At 33.8% G+C, this 2,954-nt stretch carries 2 protein-coding genes; both read left to right on the top strand.

All coding sequences use genetic code 11. The features are described from left to right. The coding region (locus SPADD19_RS05520) for a rhamnan synthesis F family protein (RefSeq protein WP_061455464.1) at positions 1-1,533 on the top strand (1,533 nt) is incomplete at its 5' end. Positions 1,534-1,543: 10 nt separating this feature from the next. Beyond that, on the top strand, positions 1,544-2,954 hold a 1,411-nt coding region (locus tag SPADD19_RS05525), incomplete at its 3' end, for a DUF2142 domain-containing protein (RefSeq protein WP_061455465.1).

A 2,954-nucleotide genomic window follows, 5' to 3' on the forward strand; every position in this document is an offset into this window, starting at 1 on the left:
TGGCGGGATGGAATGAAGACAGTTGGCTTTGACCAACTGGCTCATTTTGATTCGGTTACCCTCATGAATGATACCTGCTTTGGACCTCTTTGGGATCTAGAACCAATTTATCAGCAGTTCGAACAGGATAATGAAGTGGATTTCTGGGGAATGACCAATTACCGGAAAGACAAGGATTTTAACGAGCATATTCAGAGTTATTATCTTAGCTTTAAAAAACAGGTTATTGAATCAAGTACTTTCCATGAATTTTGGCAGGGAGTTCAGGACTTTACCAATGTTCAGGATGTGATCGATAACTACGAAACCAAGGTCACAACGAATTTCCTGGATGCTGGTTTTCGCTATAAGACTGTCTTTGATACCATTCATGAAGACACCACAGGAATGCTCTATCCGGACTTTTCTTACTATAATCCTACAGCGATTCTCAATCATAAGGTTCCTTTCATCAAAGTCAAAACCATTGCAAACAATGAAGGAATTATGCCTTATATTTTTGACGAGTTGGAGCGTGTATCGGACTATCCATTGGATTTGATTCTCAACCACATGTCTATGATAGATCGTCCGGACTATCCTTATCTCTTGTCTCGTAAGTACTTGAAAAAACTGGAATTAGCTGGAGAGTTTGGTAAAAAAGTTGCGGTTCATCTTCATGTCTTTTATGTGGACCTTTTAGAAGAGTTTCTAGATGCTTTCCAAGCCTTTCATTTTGCTTATGACTTATGGATCACGACAGATGTAGAAGAGAAGAAGCAGGCTATTGAACAAATTCTTTCTAATCGGTCACAAGATGCGACGGTTGTAGTGACTGGAAACATTGGACGAGATGTGTTACCAATGCTGCTCTTAAAAGAGCAACTCTCAAAATACGATTATGTTGGTCATTTCCATACCAAGAAATCCAAAGAAGCAGATTTCTGGGCAGGTGAATCTTGGCGGAAAGAATTGATCGAGATGTTGGTCAAACCGGCTGATCAAATCCTAGCCAATATGGAAGCCAATCCAAAAGTCGGAATCACTATCGCAGATATTCCAACTTTCTTCCGTTACAATCGAATAGTGGTTGCCTGGAATGAGGCTCTTATTTCACCAGAGATGAATAAGCTCTGGGAACGGATGGGAGCGACCAAGACGATTGACTTCAAAAATCTCAATACCTTTGTCATGAGTTATGGGACCTTTGTTTGGTTTAAATACGATGCTTTGAAACCACTCTTTGATTTGAATTTGACAGCAGCAGATGTTCCAGCTGAACCTCTACCTCAAAATTCGATATTGCATGCGATCGAACGTTTGTTGATCTACATTGCTTGGGACCAAAAATATGACTTTAGGATCTCTCAAAACCCACATGTTCTGACACCATTTATTGATAATAAGCAATTGAACAATCGTGAAGATCTTCAACCCCATACCTTTGTAGACTTTAATCAAATTGGGGGGATAAAAGGAGCCTTGAAGTATATCGTAATTGGTCCTGCAAGAGCTGTGAAATATATACTAAAAAGAATGATAAAAAGAAAGTAGAGTAAATTATATGGGAGTTATTGATAAGACTAAAATTAGAAATATTTTAATCGCTATATTTTTAGTATTATTTTCAAGAGTGTTTTTGGCCAGTTTATTTCAGTTTACTATCAATCTCAAAATTATACTATTAATTATTAGTATTGTAATTTATTTTATTCTTTTTGATCCAAAAGATAAAAAGAAATTGCCAATTAATGCTTTTTTTCTGATAATTATTTTCGGTAGTGTCATTTCAGTAGTGAAACCAGTCCAATATGGATTAGATGAAGAGTCTCATTTGCCAAACGTAATCAGTATTTCTGATAGTCCTATTTTTAAATATTCCAATGAGAAATTGGAAGATTATAATTCAGTTTTTAAATATGATGCACTAAGAAATCCTAGTAAAAAAGATAAAAATTATTGGTTCAATGTTGAGCATAAGGAAAGTAAAATTAAAGGAGTAAGAGTTGGATTTGATAATCCAGCCTTTATTCCTAGTGCAATTGGATGGAATATAGGTAGATTAATCTCTAAAAAAGTGTTTGTTTCCTATTATTTGGGAAGAATCTTCGAAGTCATAGCATATGCCATTCTAGTATTTATTGCATTAAAAATCAGCAAAGTTTATAGAGAAGCGATATATTTATTTTCTACATTCCCTGCAGTATTGTACATTATAGCAGGTTATCATTATGATTATTTATATTTTGGAGCAACATTAATTAGTCTTGCTTTATTGACAAATATTCTATCAGGTGAACGTAAAATTGATAGAAATTATGCTTTTGCATTTCAATTCTCTACATTATTATTTTCATTTGCAAAATTTCCGTTTGTATTAATTGGAAGTCTATTTTCAATATTGCCAAATAAGTATTACCAGGATAAATCAGTAAGAAAATTCAGTTCAATCCTGTTTGGTTTAAATTTGTTAATTTCCTTTACATACGTTGGAATCATTAAATTGTTTGCTTCAGACAATGCTTTGTCAGGCAAAGGACCAGGACTATTATATTTTGTAACACATCCATTACCATTAATTAGAACTTTACTTTTAGCGCCATACGGTATTATTCATGACTTTGTTTCTGAACCATTGAAATATGTTTCAGAATCGTCTCCGTTTTTAATTGCAATTTCGATAGTTACTTTCTTTTTCGCTATGTTTGTCATTGCATTAAAAAATAAAATTGAAATGCCAACATTTTTTAAATATTACTGTCTTCTTTTACTTGCAGGTATTGCCTCATTAATAGTAATTGCTATTTCAGGAGATCCTAGGGTATACCACAAAGGTGATATTACTGTAGGTGGTGTACAAGGTCGTTATTATTATTTTATTCTGATGTTTTTGCCACTTTTTTGTGGATCATGGTTTAGAAAATTATTTGGTTTTTTAGATATGACCATTCAAAATGAAGATTCGAATTTTGAAT

The organism is Streptococcus parasanguinis, from assembly GCF_001578955.1.
In the GTDB taxonomy this organism is placed as follows: domain Bacteria; phylum Bacillota; class Bacilli; order Lactobacillales; family Streptococcaceae; genus Streptococcus; species Streptococcus parasanguinis_U.